We start from the raw sequence: 21,234 nt of genomic DNA, 5'->3' as shown, positions 1-21,234 counted from the left end.
AAAGAATGGCGGAGACAGAGAGATTCGAACTCTCGGAACCGTCAGACGGTTCGACACCTTAGCAAGGTGCTCCCTTCGGCCACTCGGGCATGTCTCCGCAATTGTATTTCAAAGAGCCCAAAAAATGGCGGTGGACACAGGATTCGAACCTGCGGACCCGTGAAGGTCAATGGTTTTCAAAACCACCGCTTTCGACCACTCAGCCAATCCACCGCTGTTTAGGAAACACCATATTACGAGATAGTTGCTAAAAATGCAATACGGTAAAAAAAAGAAATGTTAAAAAAGATGAAAGAGAGTTGCGCGTCAAAACAAAAACTATCTCAGGCTCTTCATTAGACCTTGAATTTGGGCCCTATCTTTTGCAGCAGGGGTCAAATCTAAATAAACTCTAAATGAGTCAATTGCCAAAGAACTCTGACCAATCTCTTTATAGATGTAACCAAGTGCTCTATGGATTTCTCCATTATTTTGATTTTCCTTCAGGGCCTTTAAGTAATACTCTCTCGCTCTATCTAGATAACCTTGCTTCCACTTTATCCAACCCATTCCCATGAGAGCTTCTACGTAGCGACCGTTCTTAGAAATAGATCTCTTAAAGTTTAACTCTGCTTCTCTGTACTTCTTCTCTAGTCTAAAAACTTCCCCAAGAATAAAGTAACCAAACTCTAGCGAAGGATTATTCTTCACTTCTCGCTCGGCCATAATATGGGCCTTCTTAAGATCTCTAAGTTTAATATAGGTCTTAGCAAGATAGTAATTCGCTCTAGGAAAAGATTCTAATCGGGCCAAAATCGACTCAAACATATTGAGAGCTTCTTTATAAAGACCTTTATCGTAGAGATTCTTCCCAAGCTTAATTTGAACATCTAAATCACCAGGATTTATCTTAATTAGCTCTTTTCCATATTTAATTACATCATCATCTCTGTCATCAAGCTCAGCGGAGTAAATTAAGAACTCATAGAAGCTTGCATCAGTACTAGCTAACTTCTCAACTCTCTTCTTATATTCTTGGAATTCAATATTTTGTCCATTCTTATAATAGTAGATAGCTATATCACCAAGAATTTTTGGGTTATCTCTATTTTGCTTCAATAAATTTCTAAGGTAACCAATTGCTGTCTCAGCACCCTCTAGCTCATATAATATGTTGGCATAAGCAGAATGGTATTCAATATTAACAGGATCAAGTGAAATCGACCTCGTTAACATATTCTTTGCAGATTTAAACTTTCTAAACTTTAAATATATTTTTGCCAATTCAAAGTAATCATCATCATTAACAGGGTTTCTCTTAATACTTTCTTTGAACTTAGAAATAGCATTCTCATAGAACTCTCTTCTTAAGTAGTACTTTGCCTGGAGTGAGTAAAAGATGTAACTATCACTTAACTTAGATTGAGCAAGAGTTCTAAGTTCCACCTCTGCTTTAGAGAGTTTAAAGGCTTTAATATAGGCTTCTACTAAGTAGATATTAATCTTCTTATTAAGAGGGTATTCCTTCTTCATTCTATTGAATGTCTTTATAGCATCTTCATAGTATCCTCTCTTAACTTGAATATTTCCAAGCAGAAGCTGAGCGGGAATATAAGAGCTATCTAAATCAGAAGCTTTAATTGCATTAATAAAGGCTATTTCCCACTTTCTTTCTTTTACTGCATTCTTGGCCTTCTTCATGAGCTCTACAATCTTACTCTCAAGAATAATCTTCTCAACATTCGAAGAGCCCCCAAGCTCAAGCAGAGAAAGCTTTGATCTAAGTTCATCAGATTCATGAATTTTTAAGGCCAATCTAAAAAGGAGAACGGCTTTATTATTATCTTTTTTAATTGCTGCCAAAATCCCCATATATTCAAGAAATTTTGCGTAATACATTGGAGATCTTCCAGAATTCAAAGACTGTATTACTTTTAATACCGCTTCGTACTTCTTGTAATCACCTATATCAAATTGGTACTTTGCATACCTAAGTAAGAGAGGAATTGATTTAGGAAATGAGTTTCTAGCTTCAGCAATTGTCTCTTTAACTTTATCTTGTAGATCATTTTCTTCGTAAAAATTTAATATACTTAGATAAGTTGCTTCATTTTTATTCTTAAGACCAGAGAGCATATCAAATACTTTTCTAGCCTCAATATAATTTCCGACTTCAATTAATACATTTAAATAAATAGAAAGAAGATTTACTGTTGGCTTATTAATTCTAATAAAGTTTTCAAGTATTCTATTTGCACTCTGAGCTTTTCCTATCTTTTGATAAAAGAGGGCACTCCCTGCTGCAACATTTGCATCTGAAAGCATCTTACTTCTTGCAATTTCTATGAGCTTAAATATTGTTCGAATCGATTTCTTTTCATCATTTGAATTTTCAAATATTTCAGAATAGGTAAGTATTAAGTATCCAAGCGCCTTATTATTTTTAAATTGATGGTGTAGAGACTTACTAAATTCAAGAGATGCCTTAATTTTAGATAGGTAAGTTCCCTGGGAGTAGTGATCTAAACCCCTATTAAGGGCCTCAGTACTCTTTACACTATCTAAGAACTCCGCTTGAATCGGGAATTGAATACTTACTCTTACTGGGTCGAGTTTCTTTTCTTCTTTTTCAGGGAAGAGTAAAGTCCATAGAATAACAATAAATGCAACAGCAACTATTGGTGTAGTTTTCTTTCTTTTAGACTTCTTTTTCTCTTTCTCTTCGGCCTCTTCCTCTTTAACTTTCTTTTCTGGAGTTAGCTTAGCTTCTTCAGCTTCTTCCTCTATAACTTTTTCTTCAAACTCTTTTTCTGCAACGTTTGCAACTTGTTTGATATCAGGTAAAAGTTCTTTAACATTTATAAACTCAGTTGCTTCCTGAGTATTAAGAACCTCTTCTTTTGGTTCTTCTTCTACTTCTTCCTCTTCCTCTGAGTTTGTATCTTCCTCAGGCTCATCTTCGATCTTCTCTTCAACTTTTTCTCTAAATGGATTTGGATTTACAATTACTGTCTTGTCGACATTATCATTGCTAAGAGAACTTCTGTTTATAATTACCGTTTTTTCAACTCCATCATTTTCTTCAGGTTCTTCAACGGGAACCTCATTTACATGACCAAGTTCTTCTTCGATTGATTCAAGCTCTTTAGCTTCTTCTTTAAATTTCTCTTCCAAGGCCTCATAATCAACCCTGCTTATATCTTCTTTCTTATATTGAAACTCTTGGAAGCCCTTGTCTTTCTTTACAGCTTGCTTCTTTGTTTTTGGTTTATTAATCCTAGCAAAAGTTTGCGTTCGCTCACCGCTGTCTTTGGCCTTGATCTTACCTTCTTTTGTTGCCTTAACGATTATTTCTTTTAGCTCATCAAAGTCTTTTAAGGTTAACCAATCTCCAACAGGAAATACTTGGCACTTTTCATCTCCAAGTAAATGACCCTTTACGTATAGCTCACCAATTTGTTCAGCCACGAACGGGCCAACAATTCGGTCATTGATTAATTTCACTCTATACTTCTTGCTCATTCTCGCCTGTAATTAAAGATATACCTCTCTAATTATAGCGCAGAATAACAGGTGATGTTTAAACGGACTCAAGGAAAGAATTTCCTATCATTTCGGTAATTTATGCTTCCTTTCTCTGAAGACTCAAATCAAAAACTCTACCCGCTATAAAGCTGACGACAACAGTTGATATCGCAATTGAAATGATAAATAGTATCTGACTATTGCTATCAATAATTGATCTAAACACATTGAAAATATGTCCCTTAGGCCCTAAGCCTAGGAGTAATACGATTGACGTAAATGATAGAATAACTTTCATACGTCCAGTCGGTAACAATCTTAAAACGAGGTCTAAGCTAATCATAAGACCCACAATAAATAATGAATAAATCTGAAAATTCAATGAAGTATTATTTCCAGCAATAATCACTACAGCAAAAAGAGAAATTATAACCTGTGTCTTTATTACTGAACTAAGCTTAATCAAGCACTCACTTCTAACAAACTTCCATGAAAGCATTGACGCTAAGAAGATTAATGATAGCACTAGATAATCAATCACTTCGTGATGTCTTGGTGGAGTTGCATCAGCTATATCTGATATAACATGTAGTATTTTAAGACTAAAAACAGCGACACCTAGTGTTCCGTAACCAATCGACTCAACTAGTGAGTCTTTATAATCAGAATTTCTTATGAGTGCGCTCAATCCCATTAAGAAGATTAACAAGACAAATAACACTGTCACAAACGTAAACTCAACACCAACATTCTTTGGGACAGTACTGAAGTTGAAAGTATTAAAAGAGACAAAGTAAGTAAATGTGAGCATCGCCCAAAGTAGATACCTAATATTCTCAAAGAATCGATTACTATAAAGTAAGTAACGATTTTTATAAATTATCTTTGATAGGTTAAATAATACTTCTGAATAGAAAATAAACGATATTAAGTTTTCTGAATTAAATAGAGAAACTGCTAAGACCAAAGAAAAGGGAAGTGAGACTAAGTAGTCATCATACTTCTTCAATCTTTTGAAAAATAGGACTGTTATAGAAGTTGTAATTATAAATAACAATTGTACTGTTAATACCCAATCATAACTGCTGAGGATCTTTAACATGAAAGTCCCTCCTCATTTGCAGACGTCGATCTATTTAAATATAAACTTATAACAAGCATAGACATTATCATTATCGCCAAGAAGAGATTACTCAAACTGAAAGGAATTAATATGATAAAAAATGTTGCGGCCAATATTTTTTCTCTATATCTATTAAGAAACTTAATCTCGAAACACTGTAGTATTTCTAATAAGAGGATAAGAGACAAGATAATCAGAAGATAACTAACCGGAAATGAAAAAGTAAAGAGTCCTAGCCAAACGGGATAACTAATTGACTTATGTAATACCGTCAAACTTTGAAACTTCTTCAACACCAAATATAAAATTACTAAAGTTGCAACGACTGAGAAAACACCTATTGAAAATGGTGTTTCAATAAGCTCTCTTGCTTTCATTAAGGCCATTAAGTTAAACATTAAATAGGGAAAGCTAAGTGCCTTGTCATTATTAAGTTTTGTATTGAATGCTATAAATATTGAGAGAATGACATATAAATATAGAAATTCATATTGAAAGGTAAACTGAAAAGATGCTCCTAAAGTTAGAATGAATATCCCAAGCATTTTGAGCTTCAAAAAATTAGCAATATTTGATCCAAATAACATTACTATTAAAATAGAAATTACTTCATATGCATAAATGAGTTGCATAGAGCTATCTAGGTATAAATTTGTAAAGAAAGAAATCCAAGAGAGTAGAGTTACTATAAGAAATGGTACTGAATCAACAAATGACTTAGAGCCTTTTACCTTCAAGAAAATCGAAATCAATGTAAAGATTAAGAAAATTATTATCATTTACAACTCTATAATTATTAAACTAATTATTAAGAAAAACACTAAAATATAAAATGCTATTGTATAACTAGAAGTCTTAAGAATCCCTTCACTTTGAACTTCTTCTACTTTGTTATCTACTCTTTGAAGGCTTGGTCTCTTATTCGTTTTCAATGCAATATTTACAGATAGTGCATTGATGAGTTCATCAACCTTAAAGCTAAGTCTCCAAAGAGTACTCAATGGCATAATCTTCATCAAATAACCAAAGCAGCAAGTTGCAAATAGGATCAAGAGGAAATTTAGATTAAAGCTTAAAAAGGTTGAATCCACTTGTCCTATCATCTTATTAAATAAAGCAGAATGACTAGAGCTTGTACCTGCAAAGTAATAAGTTAAATCAATCGGCACAAGTAATAATGAAATTACGACTAAAGAAAAGGTGATGGTCTTTACTCTTGCTGATGCTTCTAAGATATTAAAATGCAATTCATCAAAGAACCTTTTTGCCACGTTACCCAAAGCAAAAATTGAAAGGCATATACCAACTATGAGAATGAAGTAACTTAAAACATCCTCAGACCTGCTTAATACATCAATAGCCTTCAATCCCACCGAACTGATCGGAATACAGGATAGGTTAAAAAGTGCAAATACTATAACGATCTTTTTAATTTCTTCATCATGATTAAGGTAATGTTTCACCATTTTATAAATTATATAAATGCAAAAAGTTACTAATGCAGTACTAACTCCCCAGTCATACATTTGTATTTGAAAATAAAATATACTAAAGAAGAGTGAAATTTCTAAGAGAAAGTTAACTGTATAATCAATACTTGTATCTTTAATTATTTTTCTTAATTTCCAGAAGATAAAGACAAGTAATACAATAGAAAAATAAGTTATAGATTCGTCTAAGTAGTTAGCATTCTGAAGTCTAAATAAAAGTATAAATGGCATCAATCCTGTAAAGACTAATAACTCTCTCTTGTACCCCCAAAGTCTAGAAACTTCGAAACACACAAAGAGCATAAGCAGAGGATAAAATACTTTGTCCAATATAGGATTAGAAAATATATAATAGACATCTTTTGTTGTTGGAACCGTTGTTGCTATTTCCGAAAAGTATATCATTGAGATGATTGAAAGAAAGAGAAGCGCAATATAATCAATCAAAAATGACTTTCTCTCACTAATTAAAACGAGCGAGATTACAAAGTAAGAAGCTAGAATTGTAGAAATAGAGGTCGAGGCCACAACAAGTGTAAATAGTAAGAAGAGAACTTCTTTAACAATTGATCTAAATTTACTCATTTCCAAGCTGATGCTTATAAGCATCATCGGCAAAATGTAAAACATGAGTGTTGGTACAGAAAGCTTTAGAATTTCACCCAAGAAACCTAGCTTACCACTATAAAGACAATAAGAAGTCACAAGAATTTGTATCAATCTCACGGCCGGAACAAAGAAGTTAAACTTCACTCTTTCACTTAATACAACTAATAATGTAGATGAAATTATTAACGTCTCTAACATTTAACCTTCTATATTACTATTACCCGTTTTCTTATAATGTTTAAAACGTATAACCACGGATGTGAATATTGAAACAACAAATATTAAGCCAAAAACAATCACTAAAGAGCCATTAAAAGAAACTCTTTGCGTAAGCTCTAAGTAATGAGATACCAGCACAAATAATGTGAAGAAATGTGTTAAGCTTACAAAGTAATCAATTGCACTTTGCCTCGCAAACATCATAAAGATGGCAACGACTCCTGTGATAAATATAAGTGAGATAAGTAGTATATAAGTCACTATTCCCTCACTCTTCTTATTAAATAGATTATTGAGACAAGCGTTGCCGATGCACTCATAAATACTAGATTAAAATCACTAAAGTAATTCTGTGTCATCTCACCAATTAACAAGATATTCTTCTCTAGTATTTCATCACTTACATTATTTAAGAGAATGATAACCATAACTGATGCTACTAATACACTCACAATAGGAATCATATTATTTATACTCTTATTCCTATTTGAAGGTAGTACTCTGACAAGGCCTGTCTGAGAAAACTTCACATAGCTAAGGGCAATGAAATTCATCAAAGTAACAAATGTTAAATAAATATCAGCATATTCATAGTTAAGGTTATTTAGAAATATAAAGATGATTAAACTTGTTGAAAAACTAAAGAGTACTTTAAAATTTGATTTATTAGAAATCACCATTGCTATATTAACAATAAAATAAACTACAACGATAAGAAGTGTTGTCATAACCCCCCTCTTATAAACTGTACTATTGTAATATTAATTATCAAAAGTATTATCAGTGCTGTAAGACTTTTTCTTCTTAAATCTACTATTGACGGGAGAAATCTAATTAATAAGCGAGTCATCAAAGTTATAAGTGAGAACTTCAAAAAAACAGATACAATGCTATTTAAATAAATATATTCACTTAGACTAGTCACCTTAATATCTGTAACACCACCAAATAACGCTCTTAAGAAAAAGCATGTCATGTAAATATATAGTAAGTTATTACTTAAAAAATCAAATAGCCTATCTACTGAGTTATATCTTAGGGCCACTGAAGATTTTACGACCCTCGTATAGAGACTTGCTAATATGTAAAACATTGGAATAACAATTACTGGAAACTCCAGAGCCGTCCAGTCTGCAAAATAGTTATTACTTCCTAGCCAAAAAACCTTTCTTTCAATAATTAAGTTTGTACTTAATTTTTGTAAGCAAATTGTTGCCAATACAAATACAATTACACCTGTAAGCGAAGAAAGTTCGTTAATTTCATTCTTCTTTTTTGTTTTCAAGAAGAAGAGAAACTCACAAACAATAATGTATGAAATGACGTAATTTAAATTGAATAAAAATACATCACTTCCAAATAACATATTGCCAACAGTTTTAATCACTAAATAAAAAATTATATTGAATCTAATGAGAGATAAAATCAGAGAAAATAGAGATGTATTTAAGAAGTTTATTTTAAATATTCTCACAACTCTAAAGTTTCTCAGGGATTCTTTATAGGAAGATATTGATTCCTGACGCATGTACTTATCTATCGCTCCTATGAGCAACATAAAAAAAGCGATAATAGTAATTGTAGATATAACAGGTATTAACCCATTACTGATTTCGATCAAATTAATTCTTCCGTGACTGCTTATCTGTTTTTAATACTAGTATCAATGATAGAATAAAAGGTACTAATAATAAAAGGTTTTCACGACTTATTAGCTTTTCTAGAGATGAATTTTTAAGAATAAGAGACAATAGAAAAACCGTTGTAATGCTGAGGCATAGCTTCAAAGTAGTTCTAAAGTTTAAGACAGAACTAGTCACAAATTGCTTTGAGATATCTGTATTAAAGTTCTTTGTTCTTGATTTAACGAAAAAGGCCCAAGCAAGTAATAATATGCTTAGGCCACTAGAGATAATTATAAATATAGAGAAGTTAAGACCTTCCATTATTGGATGAAGATCTTAGCTCCATTAGCAACCATTACGATGTTTTCCCAGAATACACCAAGTAGTACAACTGGAACTGTGAATACTGCAATGATTAGTTGATTTGAAAAACCAAACCCTGCTATCTTCTCTTCACTTTCATTTGGCTTAAATACCATTAATCTTACGATCTTCATGTAGTAGTAAAGCGCTACAACTGAGTTCATACCTGCAATAATTGCTAAAACATAGAAGTTCTTATCAATTAAAGCATTGAAGATATTAAACTTAGCAACAAATCCACTAAATGGTGGAATACCAGCTAATGAGAACATTGTGATAATCATGAATATGGCCATTAATGGATGCTTAAATATAAGCCCATTAAATCTTTCAAAGTGATCATTACCATACTCATCTTGAACAAATGACGTAATGAAGAATGCTACGAGTGTCATAAATAGGTATGTGATACCGTAGAATAGAACACCTGTTACACCTAATTCAGAAAGACAAACAACACCCATCATCATCATACCAGCGTGACTGATTGAAGAGTACGCGAGCATTCTTTTAACTGATCTTTGCCCTATTGCAGAGACGTTACCAACTGTCATTGTTAATGCAGCAATAACGCTTAAAGTTCCAACCCAAGTCATTTGTAGCGCTGACGTTTCTCCACCAAAGAATGTCATTGTCACTCTAACTAGTACGGCAATACCTGCAATCTTTGGAACAATTGAGAAGAATGTTGTTACAGGAAGAGGTGAACCTTCGTATACATCTGGTGCCCACATATGGAATGGAACACAAGCAATCTTATAACCAATACCAGCAAAGAACATTAGAAATGATGGCATCAAGATTGCGACTTGCATTGTGTCTAATGTTTGTAGTTTTGCTATTACACCTGTGAATTGAATTGTTCCTAGAACTCCAAAGATGTGACTTAAACCAAAAAGCATTATACCTGCTGAGATACCCCCATATAGAGAGTACTTTAGTCCAGCTTCTGATGATCTATCATCATTCTTCTTAAGTGAAGCTAAGACGTATGAAAGAATCGAAAGTGTCTCAATTCCAATGTATAGCATAAGCATATTATTAGCTGAGGCCAATAACATACCTCCAATTAATACACCTACTGAAATAATTGCGAATTCACCTTTGAGGTTTCCATAAATATCTTCAGATCTTCTACTTAAATATATTGATCCAGCTGTACCTAAGACCATAATAATTTTTGCCAATGTACTGAATGGGTCAATTGTCAGTGCATTTGTAAAAATACCACCTGGAGCATCACCGAGAGAAGCCACTAGCTTCACAAGCGCAAGAAGTAATCCGGCATATGCAGTTGCATAAAGAAAACCTTTCTTACTTCCCTTGTCGTTATCTCCATAAGTCGATTCAACAAACAGAAGACCAATCATAGTAACAACTAAGATAATCTCTGGAGTAAATCGACCTATACTTGCTAAATAATTTAAAAGCATTTCTTACACCTTTTTACTGATAATTCGCCAATAAAGTTACCAGTGAGTTAACTGAAGCTTTCATAATATTTAGGATTGGTGAAGGCCAAATCCCGAATAGAATAACTGCAACACATAGAGGTAACATATAGAATATTTCTCTAGCATTCATATCTGTATATGACTTACATTCTTCAACAACATCACCAAAGAACATTCTCTTGAACATCCATAGTAAGTAGGCTGCACCAATTAGAAGACCTAAAAGAGCTAGAACTGTCATAGTTGTAAATTTCTTATAAATACCAAAGAAGATTAATGCTTCTGAGATAAATCCTGATAGTCCAGGTAATCCCATTGCTGCAAACATACCGATGATAAATACAATTGAGAAAACTGGTAGTTGTGTATAAAGACCACCAAAACCTTTTGTTCCATCAGGTCTAATAATCCATCTGTGGTGAGATCTTTCATAAAGAATACCAATCAGAAGGAACATCATTGCTGCTGAAGTACCGTGGTTAAACATTTGAAGAACGGCTCCGTTCAGACCTTGTGAAGTCATCGCGGCCATACCGATCATAACAAATCCCATGTGTGAAACAGAAGAATAAGCAATTAGTTTCTTAACGTCTGTCTGGGCCATGGCACAGAACGCACCGTAAATAATATTAATTAAACCTAGTATTGCAATGAAGTCTGCAAAGTAGACTGCAGCACCTGGGAAAATAGGGAATGCAATTCTTAAGAAACCATAAGTCCCCATCTTTAGTAGTACACCAGCAAGAATTACTGAAATTGCTGTTGGTGCCTGAACGTGCGCATGTGGTAACCAAGTGTGGAATGGAAATACTGGTACCTTAATTGCGAAACCAATGAACATAAACATAAAGAATAATTTATCAAATGCTACTTCTGTTCCAAAAAGACTTACTTTCATCTTAATGAATTCATCTGCACTTGCTTTTAAGGCCAATAGATCAAATGAATCTACTCCTTTTCCAGTTGCGTGATAAAGAGCAACCATACCAACAAGCATTAGGATTGAACCAAAGAATGTATAAAGGAAGAACTTAACAGCTGCGTATTCTCTGTTCTCTCCACCCCAAATACCGATTAGGAAGAACATTGGAATAAGCATTACTTCCCAGTAAACATAGAATAGGAAGAAGTCTAGCGCGAAGAACACACCAAAAACCGTACTCTGTAAGAAAAGAATTAAAGCAAAGTAACCTTTAATCTGCTTCTTAACAGTCCAAGAACTTAGAATACAAATGAATAGAATTACTGATGTCAGTAAAATCATTGGCATAGAAATTCCATCAACACCTAAATGGTAGAAGATATTGAATTGCTTAATCCAAGGAATTTTTACAGTAAACGCCTCTTGCATACCTGCAACGGCATTATCAAATCCCATCCAAAGCTTCACTGTTAGAAGAACAGTGATCGCTGTGTTTAAAAGTGCCCAGTATCTAATTGCACTTTCTTTCGCCTTAGGAATAAGAAGTACCCCTAGTGCCCCAATCATCGGCATCCAAAGAATCCAGTTTAATAAATTCGACGTTCCACTCACCGCCAACTCCTCTTTATATAGAAAATAATTTTTATAACGCTAATATGTAACCAGCTAAAACAACAATAATCATAATGAAATAGAATTGAATCTTTCCAGATTGTAATGTTCTCAAGATAACATTGAACAATCTAACACTCGCTCCTGTTCCATCTACCATAACCGTATCAACCCAAAGGTTGTCGAACCATTTTGAGAACGTGAATAACGCTCTATTCACAGCTGCCCAACCATCAACAATGAAACGGTCATAAACTCCCATATCTAACCAGGCAAGGAAATTATTCAACGGCAATAAACCTTTTTGAATAACACCCTTAATATATAGGTCATCCATATAGTATTTATTTTGTAGTGCTCTATACCAACCTGAAAATGTTGATACCCACCAACCTGGGTTCCATGACTTCTTGATATACATCATGAAAGCAATGAATACACCACTAAAAGCAATTATGATTGAAACCACAGCTCCAATATGATGTACGTGATGTACATGATGAGCTCTCTCTTCTGTTAATCCGTGATCTGGATCGTAGTGAGAGTGAACTGGAGCTACTTTTTCTCTAGTATCAACTCCGCCAAATGCTTCTCTTTTATAGTCAGCAAACTTTGAAACTTCTGGCTTAGCAACTAATGTTGAGAACCACTCAAGTTTTCCCTCAGGAGATGCTACTTTAATTAATTTTTGACCTGTTAATGAACCTGAGAACCAAACACCTAGTGTAAAAACAGCTAAGATAAGTAGTGGTAGGTTTCTATTCCATGAGAATTTCTCTTCATGTGTATGATCGTAGAGATCTTTATCTCTAGGTTCTCCGTGGAAAGCTAAGAACATCATTCTACACATATAAAATGCTGTTAGAAGTGCACCACCAAAACCTAATAGAGCAGGAATGATCATTGCTTTATTATCAATTGCCATAATCAGAGCATCACCTAGGATTCTATCTTTAGATACAAAACCAGAGAAGAACGGAATACCAGCAATTGCTAGTGTACAACACCACATAGCAAACCAAGTGAATTTCATTTTATGTCTTAATCCACCCATTCTTGGCATTTCTTGAACGTGCTCATGTGTATGGTGATCATGTAAAGAATGAATTACAGATCCAGCACTTAGGAATAGACACGCTTTAAAAATTGCGTGAGTTATTAAGTGCATAAATGCTGCATTATATGAACCTACACCAACACCTAAAACCATGTAACCTAGTTGAGAAATTGTAGAGTAGGCAAGTACCGCTTTAAAGTCTGTTTGCACAAGTGCGATTGTCGCAGCTCCGAAAGCTGTAATACCACCAATATATGCAACCATTGTTGTTAATCCACCTAACTCTAAGATTGGATAGATTCTAAGCGATAAGTAAACTCCACCTGCAACCATTGTCGCTGCGTGAATTAGCGCCGAACAAGGAGTTGGTCCATTCATCGCATCTGGTAGCCACACCTGAAGTGGAAATTGAGCTGATTTTCCAATCGTTCCCATGAAAATCGCTAGACCAGCAAATGTTGCTAGTGGAATCCCCAGGGCCGCATGAGTTGCAAATGATCCATCAGCAATTGCTGCATAAATATCTACAAAGCTTACAGAACCAATATTTGTCCATACAGCTAAAATACCTAGAAGGAAGAAAACATCTCCAACTCTAGTTGTCATAAAGGCTTTAACGTTTGCGTCTCCAGCCTTTTCTTTTTCATAGTAATGTCCAATTAAACTATATGAACAGAATCCCATTAATTCCCAGAAGATAAATACTGAGAAAAGGTTATCTGAAAGAACAAGACCAAGCATTGCTGATGTAAAGAGTGACATGTAAACAAAGAATCTACCGTTACGACCGTAGTTCATGTCATCTTTCATATAGTAAGTTGAGAAGATGTGAATTAGAGTTGCTACAACAGTTACCATTAAAAGCATTATTGCTGTCATATTGTCGATATAGATCCCCATATCAACATTAAACTCTAGTCCCGCACCATTTAGATCAAACCAAGTAAATACTTTATGTACATAATAGTCAGTATTATAGTTTCCAAAAATGAAGTCTTTAAAAATTCTAATTGCCCAAATAGATGATAGTGCAATAGCAGCACAACTAATAAAAACTGCTACTTTAGTTGCCTTGCGAGCTAAGAACGAATTAATAGCGAACGCGAAGAACGGAAATAAAACAATTGGTGCAATAGTTGAGATAGTGTAATCCATTTAATCAACCTTCCTAACTAGCTTTGTAATTGAGTAGCATCATCAATGTGGATACTTTCTCTAATTTGGTAAAATCTTATAACAATGGCCAAGCCAACAGCTGCTTCAGCGGCTGCAATAATAATGATAAATAATGACATTATATGACCATCAAGATTGTTATTAATAAATCTTGTATATGCTGCGAAGTTCAATGCCGCTGCATTTAGAATCAATTCAATACCTAATAAAATTGCTATCACATTCTTTCTTGCGATCATTACAGTTATACCTGCAAGAAAAAGAATTAATGAAACAACTAAGAATGATGGAAGTGATACCATTATTGTTTCCTTGGTCTAGAAATTACCGCCGCACCAACTAGAGCTCCTAGTAGAAGTACAGATGAAATTTCAAATGCTAAAATATGATCTGTTAAAAGAAGAACTCCTAGTTTTTCAACTGTTGTTGTAAACTCAGGAAGTTCACCAGGAACGTGCTTTGTCATTCCTGCAATAATTTTAAAAGCTACAGAACCTAATACTAGTGCCGACAATGTTCCAATGACAAATGTTCTAACTGTACCCATAGATGGAATTTTATTAATTCCAAATCTATTCATTGCTTCTTTATGACCACCTGTAAGCATGATCGCAAAAAGCATTAAGATAACAACACCACCAGCGTAAACAACCATCTGAGTTGCTGCTAAAAAGTCTGCTCCTAGAGTTGCATATAATCCTGCAATTCCAAAAAGACTTGCGAGAAGATATACACAGGCGTGCATAATATTTCTACTTGCGACAACACCATACGCACCAGCGAGGGTTAGTAAGGCAGATAGTATGAACATGATATTAATAAACATGCTAAATCCTCTTTATAATTTTAGTGACCACCGCCACCACCTAGAGAGTGGAGCCAAGTCATTAATAATTCATATACAGAGTGACCTTCAAAAGCCCACATCCAAGTTGCAATTGCAATTAAGTTAAAGATACAAATTGGAGTTAAGTATTTCCAACAAAGTGCTACAAGGTGATCAACTCTTAGTCTTGGAAGAGTCCATCTAACCCAAATAACTACATAATAAAGTGCGAATGTCTTAGTAAAGAAAGATCCAATTTGTAGTAATTGTCCAATACCATTACTAACGATAGCTGGAGCACCTGTAATTTCTGAAATTAAAACTCCATTACCAAGATCGAAAGGAACTTTATATCCACCTAAGTAAAGTGCTGCGGCAACACCACAAACAACAAATACTTCAACATATTCTGCTAGGGCAAAAAATGCGAATGACATTCCTGAATATTCAGTGTGGTAACCAGAAACTAGTTCTGATTCTGCTTCTGGTAAATCAAATGGTGCTCTGTTTGTCTCAGCAAGAATACCGATAAAGAAAACGAAGAAACCAATAAAAGTAAAAGGGTTGTGGAAAATATACCACTGATGAGGAAGTCCACCTTGTCCCTCAACAAGTGTAGTCATTGAAAGACCACCGGCCATAAGAACAATAGACAGGATACAAAGAGTAACTGGCACTTCATAAGAAATAATCTGTGCAGCACCTCTCATTCCACCAAGCATTGACCACTTAGAGTTTGAAGCATAACCACCAAGGAAAACTCCAACACCAACTAGAGATGAAACACCTACTAGATAGAAGATACCAATATTTAAATCAGATAAAATGAATCCACTTGAAAATGGTACAACTGCTAGAGTTGCAAAAACCCCAACCATACAAAGGATAGGAGCAATCATAAATAAGAACTTATCTGATTGAGTTGGGATAACTACTTCTTTAAGTAGCATCTTTACACCATCAGCTAAGAACTGAAGAATACCAAATGGACCAACTCTATTTGGACCTTGTCTCATTTGAAGATCGGCAGAAATCTTTCTCTCAGCATACGTCCCAAGACCACCGATTACAGCACAAACATTTACAACGATGAAACAAGCAAATGCAAAAATTAAAAAGGCCTGAAGTGAAGTTGCTTCAAAGCCTAAGTTATTCGCGAAAAAACTAACAATACTATTATTCATTTAGTTAACCTCTTCCTTTTTTGTTTCAGGAACCTGATAACTTCTAACCCAATCAAGGTCACCCTTCTTCCAGCAGTAAACAACTCCCTCAATTAGAATTGAAATAAAGAGAAGTAAACTTGCAAAGACCACCGTACCTTCACCGATCTCATTAAATTTCTTAAAGACAACAGCTACAGGAAACATTAAAGCGCCTTCTACATCGAATATAATGAAGATAAGTGCGATAACATAAAAGCGAATATTAAAGTTTGACCACGCAGTACCTACAGGCTCTTCACCACATTCATAGGCGGATAATTTAAGATCATTAGGGTTGTTAGGTCTTACTAGAATACCTACTACTAAAGCTCCGACCACCATTACGACGGCAAATGCGACGAGGATTAGTACAGGCATGTAGACGTCTAAATTGAATGACGACATTCATTGCTCCATTTTAAATACTTTTTCGGTCTTAAAAGAATACATGATACTTAACATGTTGGAAACATTTTGAAATCTTTTTTTTGTTAGGTTTTCTTTGATTATCCACTGTCTAGGGATGGCCTAGCTCCGCGTAAAAACTAAAATCATCGAGATCGACATGACAAAACTTGGAAGATTTTCGGCCCTGTGTTATTAAAGAGGGCTTAACAAGGCGAATAATATGATTTTTGAATCTGTGGTACAGAAAATTAACTCTTGGCACAATAGTAAGAAAGAGAATTTACATATTACTGGATTAGACAGTGCGCAATTTTCTTTCATCATCAATGAATGTGAAAAAGATACTGAGTTTATAAAGAAAAATAATTTTGTTTTCATCTGTGACTCAGTAGATCATGCCGAAAACTTATATGAGTGCTTTAAGGTTTCAAAAATTTCAAAGAAGCTTTTGTTTTATCCTGGCCACGATCTTAGTCCATATTCTGGAGCAATGACTTCAGAGCGAGCTCTTTTTGAGAGGTTTAAAGTTTTAAACTTTTTGGCCAATAATAATGAAGAAACATTTATTCTTATTTCAACCTTTGAATCATTTTCAATGCGTGTTCCTCCAAGAAGTTTCTTTAAGGAATATAATTTTAAGATTGAAACATCCGATATTATTTCACCTGATGAGCTGGCGAGAAAATTAGTCTCTCTTGGCTATAGCTCTTCTCCAAGTATTGAGGAGCCTGGAACTTTCTCATCTAAAGGTGAAATCTTCGATATTTATACGATAGACTCACGGCCAATTAGACTTCTATATTTCGATGATATGATTGAAGAGATCATCTTTATAGATCTTGAAACGCAAAAGTCTATTCGCGATAAGAAACTGGATAAAGTTTCCATCGCTCCAACACCACAAATTTTTGGTACTGATGAAGTTTTTTCTCATAAGCTTAGAGAAAATATTCCTATGCCGGCCACTGCTCAGAAGTCTAGATTCGCAAAGAGAAAAGAAATTTTCTCTTCACTATCTGACAACTATCTCTTTGATAACTACGCTGCTTTTACTCCTCTTTTCTTTGAAAAGAGTGAGGTGTTATTAGATTACTTAAATGACGAAACTATTAAAGTTCTCTTCAATGAAGTGGAATTCTCTAGATCTTACAGTGACTTCTTTGAGCAGCTTAGAGTTGAGTTTGAACTCGAATGGCAAGACTTAGATAATGACAATTTATTGCCTGAGCCAATACGACTTTATGATACAAATTTAGAGAACACTCTCAAAAACATCTCTCATATTTCAATAGACGATTTATCATATGCAAATGTTTTAGATGAAGAACTACGAACTTCAATAGAGTTAAAAGTTGTTCCCGCAATAGGGTACCTAAGCCAAGATATAAATCCATCTCTATCCAGAGCTGAATACACAAAGGCAATATTTGAATTTATAAAGTCTAAATATAAATCTTCTGGAGAAATATATTTTTCCTATGAGCATGATAATTCTAAGAATGAATTCTTTCACTTAATGGAAGTATTTGAATTCGATCAATCAATTCAAAAGAGAGTTTTCTTTACAAAGTCTAAGTTACCAAATGGATTTTTTTACGAGAGTGAAAAAATATTAGTCCTCTCTGAAGCCGATATTTTTAGCTCTAAACTAAGAAAAACTAAAGCTACAAAGAAAGTTAGTGTCGACGTTTTTGCAGAACAATTAGCGACCTTAAAAAAAGGTGACTTTGTTATTCATAGTGAACATGGCGTAGGTGTTTACGATGGCCTTGAGTCCTTAGATATCGGAGATTCAAAATCTGATTATATCGTCCTTATTTATAAGGGTAACGATAAGGTTTATGTGCCTGTTTATAAAATGAATCTTATTCAAAAACATGCAGATGGAAACGCTACGATTTCTACAGATAGTTTAAGAACAAATAAGTTTTCAAATTTAAAATCTAAAGCACGAAACTCGGCAAAGAAACTCGCCTTTGACCTCCTAAAACTACAGGCCGAAAGACAATCATCCTCGGGTTATTCTTTTTCAGCTCCAGACCAAGAATATAGAGATTTCGAAATGGCCTTTCCATTTCAAGAAACTCCTGATCAGATAAACGCTGTGAATGAAGTTATTGAGTCTATGCAAAAGCCAATAGCAATGGATCACCTTGTCTGTGGAGACGTTGGTTTTGGTAAAACAGAGGTTGCCATGAGAGCAGCATTCAAAGCTGTTCTAGATAAGAAACAAGTTTGCGTTTTAGTACCTACAACTGTCTTGGCCCTTCAACATTATAATTCCTTTGTTAAGAGATTTAGTAAGTTTCCTGTTGAAATTGAGTTTCTCTCTCGCTTTAAGACAGCCAAGCAAACCAAAGAAGTTATCGAAAAATTAAAAGATGGAAAAATTGATATTTTAATAGGAACGCATAAACTGCTAAGTGATAAAATTAAATATCAAGACTTAGGTCTTGTCATAGTAGATGAAGAACAGAGGTTTGGTGTTGCACATAAAGAAAAGCTTAAACTATTAAAAGCTAATGTGGATTTCCTAACTCTAACTGCTACACCTATTCCTAGAACACTGCAATTATCATTCTTAGGTATTAGAGAGATGTCTTTGATTCAGACAGCTCCTCCAAGAAGACAGAGTATTAAATCATATCTGATTAAAGAGGATGATCTTACTCTACAAACTGCCATCAAAAAGGAATTAAATAGGGGAGGGCAGGTCTTTATCGTACACAATAAGGTTAGCGATATAGATCACTTTTCAAATTATATTCAAGAACTAGTTCCTGAAGCAAAGATTGTCTATGCTCACGGACAAATGTCAGAAAAAGAACTCGAAGAAAAAATGAGCGCTTTCTATAATGGTACTTATCAGATTTTAATTTCAACCACTATCATTGAGTCTGGAATTGATATACCTAATGCGAATACAATGATTATCGATAGAGCTGATAATTATGGACTTGCACAACTTCACCAACTTAGAGGAAGAATTGGTAGATCAGATAAAAAGGCCTATGCATACTTTGTTATACCTAAACATAAACCAATTTCTGAAATTGCTCAAAGACGATTGAAGGCACTACAAACATATGCTGATATGGGTTCTGGTTTTAATATTGCTACTTGTGATCTTGAGATTAGAGGTGCAGGTGACATCCTTGGTGCTGAGCAATCTGGTCAAATTGATAATGTTGGACTAGAGCTCTACATGCAACTTTTAAAAGAAGCGATTCAAGAATTAAGAGGCGAAAAGAAACTTATTAAGCAAGATGTTGAAGTTAAAACACCTTTCCCAAGCTATATTCCTGCAAATTATATTAAGGATTCTAGTGAAAGACTCAAGCAGTACAAGAGACTTTCTAATTGTGACAATTTGGAAAATCTCTTCAACATTAAAGATGAATTTGTCGATGTCTATGGTGCTATCCCAATTGAACTTGAAAACCTCTTTACAACATTAGAAGTAAGAATGAGCTTAATGGATGCCTCATTAAAAATGATTCAAGTTGGAGGAAGGTTAGCAACCTTAACTTTTGATAAGAACTATATTGAGCAAAATTTAGAGCTTCGAAATAGAATGCTCGACTATTTTCTCTCTAGACCGAGAAGTTTTCAACTAACACCAGATTTTAAAGTTATATACACGCATAAGAATGAGTTAACTCAGAGTGAATTTCTCAAGTTTTCTAAAGACCTTGCAGAGAAAATTCTTCCTTGTTGATGTTTTTTCCACAGTTTAACTTTTTTTTTGTTAAACTATTAAGGAATAATAACCATTTAGGGAATTGCGATATGCTTAGAAAAACACTCGCTATAACTTCAGTACTATTACTTTCAACAACCTCAATGGCCGCTAAAGACCCTGTTGTTGCTACTGTAGACGGTATTAGTATTAAGAAATCAGAGCTAGAGAAAACTTATCAAGAGAATTTAATGTTTGTTTCTGACAAGAGAGTCACGAGACAAAAAGTTCTGAATGATATCATTAATAGAAAGTTGGGAATTAAAAGAGCTAAGAAAGCTAACTTAGACAATGACCCAATTGTTAAACAAAAGATGGAAGACATTATGTATCACGCTCAAATCTCAAAAGATCTTGAGCCGAGACTTAAAAAAATAGTCGTCACAGATGCTGATGTTGATAAGTATTATAAAGATCATCCTGAATATAGAACGGCTCACATTCTTTTTAGAGTTAGAACAAACCCTGAAAAAGAAGAAAATGAAGCAGCACTTAACCAGGCACTTAAAGTTTACAACACACTTAAGAAGAAGCCGGAGCTATTCTCTGAATTAGCAAATAAGTTTTCTCAAAGTAGTACTGCTCCTAACGGGGGAGACATGGGATTCCAACCGGCCATCAGACTTGCGCCTGAGTACTTCAATGCAATTAAGGGTAAAGCCGATAATTTCATAACTCCACCAGTCAAAACTCAATTTGGATATCACATCATTAAAGTAATGGCAGTTAAGAGTGTTAAGAGCATTAATAACGCACTTTACAAGAAAATCGTATATGATCAAAAAAGAGATGCGATTCTCGACAATTACTTCTCTGAGTTAAGAGCGAAGGCAAATATTAAAATAAACGAAGAAACGCTTAAATAACTTGAATAATGCTTCTTGTTAATCTATTTTTATTAA

General features: G+C 34.3%; 17 protein-coding genes and 2 tRNA genes. 3 read left to right on the top strand and 16 right to left on the bottom strand.

Features of this window, described 5'->3' with window-relative positions; translation table 11 throughout:
- Window positions 1-6: 6 nt before the first annotated feature.
- The 9 genes from BMS_RS00200 to BMS_RS00160 all read right to left on the bottom strand — a co-directional run bounded on the left by BMS_RS00200 (window position 7) and on the right by BMS_RS00160 (window position 8,566).
- Window positions 7-97, bottom strand: a tRNA-Ser gene (locus BMS_RS00200).
- 28 nt (window positions 98-125) lie between these two features.
- Window positions 126-213 (bottom strand) — tRNA-Ser (locus BMS_RS00195).
- Window positions 214-318: 105 nt separating this feature from the next.
- Window positions 319-3,501 carry a tetratricopeptide repeat protein gene (locus BMS_RS00190; protein WP_014242769.1) on the bottom strand — a complete coding sequence of 1,061 codons (3,183 nt, stop codon included), beginning with the start codon at window positions 3,499-3,501 and terminating at the stop codon, window positions 319-321.
- A gap of 100 nt (window positions 3,502-3,601) precedes the next feature.
- A complete protein-coding gene (locus tag BMS_RS00185; RefSeq protein WP_014242768.1) occupies window positions 3,602-4,606 on the bottom strand; it encodes a hypothetical protein in 1,005 nt (334 codons plus the stop codon).
- Window positions 4,600-5,406: a hypothetical protein gene (locus tag BMS_RS00180; protein WP_044557126.1), complete on the bottom strand. Its 807-nt coding sequence runs from the start codon at window positions 5,404-5,406 to the stop codon at window positions 4,600-4,602. The genes BMS_RS00185 and BMS_RS00180 overlap by 7 nt, the downstream gene beginning before the upstream one ends.
- Window positions 5,407-6,924 (bottom strand): hypothetical protein, encoded by a 1,518-nt coding sequence (locus tag BMS_RS00175; RefSeq protein ID WP_014242766.1) that lies wholly within the window; start codon window positions 6,922-6,924, stop codon window positions 5,407-5,409.
- Complete coding sequence (locus BMS_RS00170) at window positions 6,925-7,206, bottom strand: hypothetical protein (protein WP_014242765.1); 282 nt, start codon at window positions 7,204-7,206, stop codon at window positions 6,925-6,927.
- Window positions 7,206-7,673, bottom strand: coding sequence for a hypothetical protein (locus BMS_RS00165; protein ID WP_014242764.1), 468 nt, complete (start codon window positions 7,671-7,673; stop codon window positions 7,206-7,208). The genes BMS_RS00170 and BMS_RS00165 overlap by 1 nt, the downstream gene beginning before the upstream one ends.
- Entirely contained in the window at window positions 7,670-8,566 is an 897-nt protein-coding gene (locus BMS_RS00160; protein WP_014242763.1) for a hypothetical protein, read from the bottom strand. Before BMS_RS00160 ends, BMS_RS00165 begins: the two co-directional genes overlap by 4 nt.
- Window positions 8,567-8,712: 146 nt before the next feature.
- On the opposite strand from BMS_RS00160, the gene BMS_RS00155 reads away from it, so the two are divergent.
- The gene (locus BMS_RS00155; protein ID WP_044557124.1) at window positions 8,713-8,901 is read left to right on the top strand and encodes a hypothetical protein; all 189 of its coding nucleotides are present in this window, start codon (window positions 8,713-8,715) and stop codon (window positions 8,899-8,901) included.
- Here BMS_RS00155 and BMS_RS00150 read toward each other — a convergent pair.
- From BMS_RS00150 to BMS_RS00120, 7 genes are read right to left on the bottom strand one after another with little or no spacing between them, the layout of a single operon-like run.
- Entirely contained in the window at window positions 8,891-10,366 is a 1,476-nt protein-coding gene (locus BMS_RS00150) for an NADH-quinone oxidoreductase subunit N (RefSeq protein ID WP_014242761.1), read from the bottom strand. The genes BMS_RS00155 and BMS_RS00150 overlap by 11 nt on opposite strands.
- A gap of 13 nt (window positions 10,367-10,379) precedes the next feature.
- The gene (locus BMS_RS00145; protein WP_197536761.1) at window positions 10,380-11,921 is read right to left on the bottom strand and encodes a complex I subunit 4 family protein; all 1,542 of its coding nucleotides are present in this window, start codon (window positions 11,919-11,921) and stop codon (window positions 10,380-10,382) included.
- 31 nt (window positions 11,922-11,952) lie between these two features.
- Window positions 11,953-14,133 (bottom strand): NADH-quinone oxidoreductase subunit L, encoded by a 2,181-nt coding sequence (gene nuoL / locus BMS_RS00140; RefSeq protein WP_014242759.1) that lies wholly within the window; start codon window positions 14,131-14,133, stop codon window positions 11,953-11,955.
- 17 nt (window positions 14,134-14,150) lie between these two features.
- Window positions 14,151-14,456: an NADH-quinone oxidoreductase subunit NuoK gene (nuoK, locus tag BMS_RS00135; protein ID WP_014242758.1), complete on the bottom strand. Its 306-nt coding sequence runs from the start codon at window positions 14,454-14,456 to the stop codon at window positions 14,151-14,153.
- Complete coding sequence (locus tag BMS_RS00130) at window positions 14,456-14,980, bottom strand: NADH-quinone oxidoreductase subunit J family protein (protein ID WP_014242757.1); 525 nt, start codon at window positions 14,978-14,980, stop codon at window positions 14,456-14,458. The genes nuoK and BMS_RS00130 overlap by 1 nt, the downstream gene beginning before the upstream one ends.
- A gap of 20 nt (window positions 14,981-15,000) precedes the next feature.
- Entirely contained in the window at window positions 15,001-16,164 is a 1,164-nt protein-coding gene (gene nuoH / locus BMS_RS00125) for an NADH-quinone oxidoreductase subunit NuoH (RefSeq protein ID WP_014242756.1), read from the bottom strand.
- A complete protein-coding gene (locus BMS_RS00120) occupies window positions 16,165-16,590 on the bottom strand; it encodes an NADH-quinone oxidoreductase subunit A (RefSeq protein ID WP_014242755.1) in 426 nt (141 codons plus the stop codon). It abuts the gene before it with no gap.
- A gap of 223 nt (window positions 16,591-16,813) precedes the next feature.
- Between BMS_RS00120 and mfd the strand changes: the two genes are divergently transcribed.
- Complete coding sequence (gene mfd / locus BMS_RS00115; protein WP_014242754.1) at window positions 16,814-20,311, top strand: transcription-repair coupling factor; 3,498 nt, start codon at window positions 16,814-16,816, stop codon at window positions 20,309-20,311.
- A gap of 71 nt (window positions 20,312-20,382) precedes the next feature.
- Window positions 20,383-21,198, top strand: coding sequence for a peptidylprolyl isomerase (locus BMS_RS00110; protein ID WP_014242753.1), 816 nt, complete (start codon window positions 20,383-20,385; stop codon window positions 21,196-21,198).
- Window positions 21,199-21,234 lie beyond the last annotated feature (36 nt).

Source organism: Halobacteriovorax marinus SJ (assembly GCF_000210915.2).
In the GTDB taxonomy this organism is placed as follows: domain Bacteria; phylum Bdellovibrionota; class Bacteriovoracia; order Bacteriovoracales; family Bacteriovoracaceae; genus Halobacteriovorax; species Halobacteriovorax marinus.
Note: the sequence above shows the minus strand (reverse complement) of the source record. Positions and strands in the feature narration are given on the sequence as shown.

Excerpts from the sequence above, each read along its gene's own strand:
- BMS_RS00155 (WP_044557124.1), top strand. The coding sequence starts at position 8,713 with ATGCTGAGGCATAGCTTCAAAGTAGTTCTAAAGTTTAAGACAGAACTA.
- nuoH (WP_014242756.1), bottom strand. The coding sequence starts at position 16,164 with ATGAATAATAGTATTGTTAGTTTTTTCGCGAATAACTTAGGCTTTGAA.
- nuoK (WP_014242758.1), bottom strand. The coding sequence starts at position 14,456 with ATGGTATCACTTCCATCATTCTTAGTTGTTTCATTAATTCTTTTTCTT.
- mfd (WP_014242754.1), top strand. The coding sequence starts at position 16,814 with ATGATTTTTGAATCTGTGGTACAGAAAATTAACTCTTGGCACAATAGT.
- BMS_RS00180 (WP_044557126.1), bottom strand. The coding sequence starts at position 5,406 with ATGATAATAATTTTCTTAATCTTTACATTGATTTCGATTTTCTTGAAG.
- BMS_RS00120 (WP_014242755.1), bottom strand. The coding sequence starts at position 16,590 with ATGTCGTCATTCAATTTAGACGTCTACATGCCTGTACTAATCCTCGTC.
- BMS_RS00185 (WP_014242768.1), bottom strand. The coding sequence starts at position 4,606 with ATGTTAAAGATCCTCAGCAGTTATGATTGGGTATTAACAGTACAATTG.
- BMS_RS00175 (WP_014242766.1), bottom strand. The coding sequence starts at position 6,924 with ATGTTAGAGACGTTAATAATTTCATCTACATTATTAGTTGTATTAAGT.
- BMS_RS00150 (WP_014242761.1), bottom strand. The coding sequence starts at position 10,366 with ATGCTTTTAAATTATTTAGCAAGTATAGGTCGATTTACTCCAGAGATT.
- BMS_RS00165 (WP_014242764.1), bottom strand. The coding sequence starts at position 7,673 with ATGACAACACTTCTTATCGTTGTAGTTTATTTTATTGTTAATATAGCA.
- BMS_RS00110 (WP_014242753.1), top strand. The coding sequence starts at position 20,383 with ATGCTTAGAAAAACACTCGCTATAACTTCAGTACTATTACTTTCAACA.
- nuoL (WP_014242759.1), bottom strand. The coding sequence starts at position 14,133 with ATGGATTACACTATCTCAACTATTGCACCAATTGTTTTATTTCCGTTC.
- BMS_RS00130 (WP_014242757.1), bottom strand. The coding sequence starts at position 14,980 with ATGTTTATTAATATCATGTTCATACTATCTGCCTTACTAACCCTCGCT.
- BMS_RS00190 (WP_014242769.1), bottom strand. The coding sequence starts at position 3,501 with ATGAGCAAGAAGTATAGAGTGAAATTAATCAATGACCGAATTGTTGGC.